This is a genomic window from Spirillospora albida (genome assembly GCF_000718255.1).
In the GTDB taxonomy this organism is placed as follows: domain Bacteria; phylum Actinomycetota; class Actinomycetes; order Streptosporangiales; family Streptosporangiaceae; genus Spirillospora; species Spirillospora albida.
On the sequence record NZ_JOFJ01000043.1, the window covers coordinates 1 to 4,271 of the forward strand.

5 protein-coding genes and 1 pseudogene are annotated in these 4,271 nt (G+C 63.5%); 4 read left to right on the forward strand and 2 right to left on the reverse strand.

Features of this window, described 5'->3' with window-relative positions; translation table 11 throughout:
- Nucleotides 1–61: 61 nt before the first annotated feature.
- From IE99_RS0128305 to IE99_RS31560, 3 genes and pseudogenes are all read left to right on the forward strand, one after another.
- Nucleotides 62–1,095, forward strand: a pseudogene (locus IE99_RS0128305) (IS3 family transposase); the annotation flags it as partial.
- Nucleotides 1,092–2,414, forward strand: coding sequence for an RHS repeat-associated core domain-containing protein (locus tag IE99_RS32845; protein ID WP_030177428.1), 1,323 nt, complete (start codon nucleotides 1,092–1,094; stop codon nucleotides 2,412–2,414). The pseudogene IE99_RS0128305 and the gene IE99_RS32845, both read left to right, overlap by 4 nt.
- A gap of 24 nt (nucleotides 2,415–2,438) precedes the next feature.
- Nucleotides 2,439–2,912, forward strand: a complete 474-nt coding sequence (locus IE99_RS31560) for an immunity 26/phosphotriesterase HocA family protein (RefSeq protein WP_281176596.1) — start codon at nucleotides 2,439–2,441, stop codon at nucleotides 2,910–2,912.
- Nucleotides 2,913–3,083: 171 nt separating this feature from the next.
- Here the strand turns inward: IE99_RS31560 and IE99_RS29905 are convergent, their stop codons facing one another.
- Nucleotides 3,084–3,410: a hypothetical protein gene (locus tag IE99_RS29905; protein ID WP_157610543.1), complete on the reverse strand. Its 327-nt coding sequence runs from the start codon at nucleotides 3,408–3,410 to the stop codon at nucleotides 3,084–3,086.
- Between the two features lie 101 nt (nucleotides 3,411–3,511).
- On the reverse strand, nucleotides 3,512–3,913 hold the full coding sequence (locus tag IE99_RS33310; RefSeq protein ID WP_245623377.1) for a hypothetical protein: 402 nt from the start codon (nucleotides 3,911–3,913) through the stop codon (nucleotides 3,512–3,514).
- Between IE99_RS33310 and IE99_RS33775 the strand changes: the two genes are divergently transcribed.
- Nucleotides 3,800–4,075 (forward strand): hypothetical protein, encoded by a 276-nt coding sequence (locus tag IE99_RS33775; RefSeq protein WP_425423868.1) that lies wholly within the window; start codon nucleotides 3,800–3,802, stop codon nucleotides 4,073–4,075. The genes IE99_RS33310 and IE99_RS33775 overlap by 114 nt on opposite strands.
- Nucleotides 4,076–4,271: the final 196 nt, after the last annotated feature.

Genomic DNA, 4,271 nt, shown 5'->3' on the forward strand with positions numbered 1-4,271 from the left:
CTTGAGGTCCACACCGAGTACCTGGACCGGCAGCAAGCAGCGTAGATCTGCCCGCAGATCACCATCAGTCAGCTGTCCGGAAAGCGCGGGGCCCCTCAAGGAACAGGAACGCGAGATCCGGGAACTGCGCATGGAGATCGAGTTCCTGAAAAAAGCGGCGGCGTACTTCGCGAAGGAGCAACGGTGACCTCGAAGTACGAGTTCATCGATGCGGAGTACGCCAACCCGTCCGTGCTCGTCGAGGGCAAGAGCCCGACGATCGTGCGCATGTGCGCATGGCTGGGGGTTTCCCGGTCCGGCTTCTATGAATGGCGCACCCGCCCGGAGTCGGCGACCGCTCGCCGCCGCGAGGGACTCACAGTCTTGGTCCGGCACTACTTCGAGGCCTCCGACGGCACCTACGGGTACCGGCGGATCCATGCCGACCTGGCCGACGCAGGTGTGCCCGCCGGCCCGGAACTGGTCCGCGCCATCATGCGCGAGCTGGGCCTGGTGCCCTGCCAGCCCGGGCCCTGGCGGGCGGCCCTGACCGAACAGGACGGTACCGCCGGGCACCTGCCCGACCTGGTGGCCCGCGACTTCACCGCCGCCGCCCCCGGACACAAACTCGTCGGCGACGTCACCTATATCCCAACGTGGGAAGGATGGATCTATCTCGCCACCGTCATCGACTGCTACACCAAGGCGGTCATCGGCTGGGCGATCGACGACCATTACAAGACCCCGCTCATCGAGAAGGCCATCGAGATGGCCGCCCGCAACCACAAGCTCGCCGACCAGGCGATCTTCCACAGCGACCGCGGCAGTAATTACACCTCCGCCAAGTTCGCCGCCACGCTACGCCGGCTCGGGCTCCGCCAATCGGCCGGTCGGACGGGAATCTGCTACGACAACGCAATGGCCGAATCCTTCTTCGCTGCGCTGAAGAACGAACGCGTCCATCGCACACAGTATCCGACCCGGAAACATGCGCGCCGTGACATCGCGAGATACATCGAGCTCTGGTACAATTCCCGCAGACGTCATTCAGGACTCGGATACAAAACTCCGAACCAGGCGTACGCCGAGTATCAGGACCTACAGCTCACAGCGTGAAGCAACCGCAAACAGAGCTGTCCGGAATCTTCGGGGCGGACCACGGCAAGGGCAACACCAGCTTCGTCTACACCGCCGACGGCGACCGGCTCATCCGCCGCGACCCCACCGGCACCACCCTCTACCTGCCCGGCACCGAGGTGAAACTCGCCAAGGGCGCCACCACCCCCACCGGCACCCGCTACTACACCCACACCGGCGAAACCATCGCCACACGCACCACCACCGGCGTCACCTACCTGCCCGCCGACCACCAAGGCACCACCCAGGCCACCATCGACGCCGCCGACCCCACCAAGACCGCCCGACGCCGCTACACCCCCTTCGGCCAACCCCGCGGCACCAACGGCACCTGGCCCACCCCCCTGGACAAGGGCTTCGTCGGCGGCACCAACGACACCACCGCCCTCACCCACCTCGGCGCCCGCGAATACAACCCCAACACCGGACGCTTCACCGCGGTCGACCCCATCTTCGACCCCGCAGACCCCCAATCCTGGAACGGCTACGCCTACAGCGCCAACAGCCCCATCACCAAGAGCGACCCCTCCGGCCTGATGGCCTGCGCAACCCCCGCCGAATGCAAGAACACCACCCCCCGCGTCACCGACGACACCCCACGCAACAACTGGGTCGAAAACAATCACCCGGGCCACACCACCCACGGCCAGCAGCTTGCAGCGAAGCAGCTCGCCCCGAAACCACCCGTCCAGAAGAGCACCCCTAAGCCGCCCCCCACGTTCGCAGATATTCCTAATTTGCACGTGGCTGGGGACCTCATTCTCGCCCCCTCTTGGGATGCATTGAACGCGGCAATGCAAGACGCCTGCGAAATGGGTCCAGCGGAATGCGACAACCAAATCGGACACGGTAATGAAGATCTGGAATACCAGGTCCATGAGGGCATCTGCACGAAGCATCCAGACTGGTGTGGTGGCGCCGAACCGCGCATTCTGACGGCCAACATGGGTGCGATCTTCAGGGTTCTTGCAAGGGGACTGCCGGCTGGACTCAGAGCAGGCGCCAATGCCCGAAAAAACTACCATGTCTACCAAGGATTCAAGGGCAGTGACGACGTCTATGTCGGTATCACCAACAGCCTGACGAGGCGACAGGCCCAGCATGGTGAACGGTTCATCTTGAGGGCGATGACAGAGAAGCCAGTCACCCGCGGTGAAGCGCGTGCGATCGAACAAGCGATGATCAACCGGAATCCCCAGTATCTTAACAAGATCAACAGTATCAGCCCGAAGCGAGGGGAGTACTACCGCCGGGCGGTAGAATGGGGAGAGGCATGGCTCAGAGTGCGTGGCTTTTAGGAGGTCCTGCTTCAAATGCCGAATATGGAGATAATTAGCCCTTCTCGACGCAAGCAGAAGGTCGGAGACATCTTCACCTTCAAAGTTCCGGCTGTGGACCAGTACCTCTTTGGGAGAGTCATCAGGATTGACATCCCACTGGGGGATGCCCCGATGCCCGGTTGCCTGCTTATCTACGTCTACGATGTACGCTCGAAGTCCAAGGCGCCGGTCCCGGATGGACTCACTCCCGATCGCCTGCTTATTGCACCGGCGTTTATCAATCGCCAGCCATGGCAAAAAGGATATTTCGAGACCATCGAAAACCGTCCAGTCGAATCACAGGATAAGCTGCCTGTCCACTGCTTCCACGACCCCGTTAAGAAGCAATACGTGACCGACACGCAAGAAGTCCTGAAAGGCTGCGTTGAACCATGCGGCAGTTACGGTCTTCATAGTTATCTCACTATCGACGATGAAATCAGTAAAGCCCTCGGGGTGCCGTTGTCTGACGATTAAATATGCTCGGCGTGGATGGCCCGGATCCTGGCGGCGAGCGCGGCGTGGGCCACCCGCGCGGCGGCCCACGTCGCGCTCGCCGGGTAGAAACTGGAGCGGGCCATTTGAAGGACCCGGCACAACCGCTCATCCCCGAAGACGCCCACGTGGTCGTCAACGAACTGAAGCGGTTCACCAGTTCGTCTCCGCGGCGAAATACTTCGCCGCCTTGCGCAGGATGGCGCGCTCTGGCTCCAACTCCCGGATTTCGGGCCTTGAGCTGCTGATTCTCTCCTCAAGCACGTCAGGCAGCCTACGTCGGGCTGAGAGCGAGACGGCAGTGCCGACGCGGGTCCGGCCGGGGCGGTGCCGTTTGCCTGGGCGTCGCGCACCCACTGCCGCAGCGTCGCCCGGTTGATCCCCAAATCCGGCGACCTGCCGGTAGGCCTTGCCCGGATCCGACAGGTACAACGCGACTGCGTCGGCGTTGAACTCCTCCGGATAGCGCTTCAGCGCCATCGATGACATCTCTCCCCTAAACCTCAAAATCAAAGTTTCCAAGGTCCTCATGCAAAGGGGGAAGACCCAGCGGTCCGTAGGGCTGCTGAGGTCCGTGCCGGCTATCCCAGGGAGTGGTCGGTGATGAAGGCGTCGCGGTCAAGTTGGGCGTCAAACACCCTGAGACGGTGCGCAGTAGGGTGCACCGGGTCGAGGTCGACGCCGGCGCCTTGACCGGGGAACACGACCCAGGAGTTGGCAGAGCTGAAGAGGCTCAAGCGCAAGAACGCAGAGTTACGGGCGCACCCCTGCTGAAAAAGGCTCCTTGGACTGGTCGAACGCAAAAGGAAGCCGTGGTCGCCCATGATCTGCTTACCCCGCTCACCGCGATCGACGGGTGGATCGAGCTCGTGGCCGGAGACGTCGACCGGCACCGTGACGGCACCGCCACCCCCGACGGCCTGATGCGGATCCGCCGCGCCGCCACCCGTATGCACCACCTGATCAACGATCTGCTCGCCCACAGCACCGCCGGGACGCGCCCTCGCTCCCGCCAACATCCAGCTCGGCACCTGGTCACCGGCCAGCATGCGGTTCGGTGCTGCCCGGACCGGCGTGCGCGCCCTCGTCACCGACGCCGCCCTGGGACCGGCCCGGCCGCGTGTCCTGCTGGACATAGGCGATGAGGTGACTGATCGTCAGGAGAATCGGGCCGCCGGCGGAACGCGTCGGCTCGGCCATCGGCGGCGCACGGACAGGGAGGCGATGTCCTCGTGACGCTGATTGAGGGGCCCCGCGCTTTCCGGACAGCTGACTGATGGTGATCTGCGGGCAGATCTACGCTGCTTGCTGCCGGTCCAGGTACTCGGTGTGGACCTCAAG